This window comes from Bacillus sp. SRB3LM, from assembly GCF_015712745.1.
Classification (GTDB): Bacteria; Bacillota; Bacilli; order Bacillales; family Bacillaceae_G; genus Bacillus_A; species Bacillus_A thuringiensis_K.
Genome location: NZ_VWVQ01000106.1, coordinates 1 through 808, shown reverse-complemented (window position 1 = coordinate 808; position 808 = coordinate 1). Strand labels below are relative to the sequence as shown.

The window sequence follows — 808 nt, the reverse complement described above, 5'->3', positions numbered from 1 at the left end:
CTAGTATGGATAATTTATCTTCTTCGTATTCTTTATGTAAATGTGGGTCTTCAATTTTTAAGGATACAATCGGTGTAGATAAGGATTCATGCAAAATTGCATTTAAAAAAGAAATCAGTAATTCCTCTTGACCTTGTACACCAAATAATTGCTTGAAAGCAAAATCGACTCGTAAATTGACTAAAGGTTGATTCATAGCGTGAGTCACCTTTCTTTGTGTGTATTCTATCTCTATTGTAGCGGATACGGAAGAGAGGACGCAACCCTTGATGAATATTTGGTGGTGATAATTGGTTATTATACCGAATGATACGTGAAATTATTTGCATTACTACTTAAACATACATATAGCCCTGCATAATCAGCTTGTTTTTTCTTAATTGCGTTTAACGTTTTTTACATAGAAATGTATTCTCTTGATTGTCTTCTTTCGTTAAAAATAAATCTGAGCAGTCGTTTTTTATTCTTCACAAAAAATAGACGTTTTATCTGTTTTTCAGAACATAATGCATACATAGTGACCTATCTGGATTAGAGATGAATCACCAAATGAGACGAACAATAGTTCACCGCTCGATATTTCAACTCTTCATACGTGTATAACTTTTGTTTATCAAATAATTTCGGATGTTTCTTTCTATAATGTCCAAACAATTCTTCTCCATTTTTCCGTATACGATACCGACGCGCTTGTCTAATTGTACCTGGTATTTCTGGTTCTGGTGCAAATAAATGATAAATGAAACAAAAAGCTAGGATTCCTACCGGAATCTTTTTTATGCTGTTAATCCAAACAGTTGATTAATAA

1 protein-coding gene and 1 pseudogene are annotated in these 808 nt (G+C 32.5%); both read right to left on the bottom strand.

Annotated elements, in window-relative coordinates; all coding sequences use genetic code 11:
* A partial coding sequence (locus F3I02_RS32290) for a PD-(D/E)XK nuclease family transposase (RefSeq protein ID WP_196478798.1) occupies window positions 1-196 on the bottom strand: 196 nt, incomplete at its 3' end.
* 335 nt (window positions 197-531) lie between these two features.
* Window positions 532-729 (bottom strand): annotated as a pseudogene (locus F3I02_RS34280) (hypothetical protein); the annotation flags it as partial.
* Window positions 730-808: the final 79 nt, after the last annotated feature.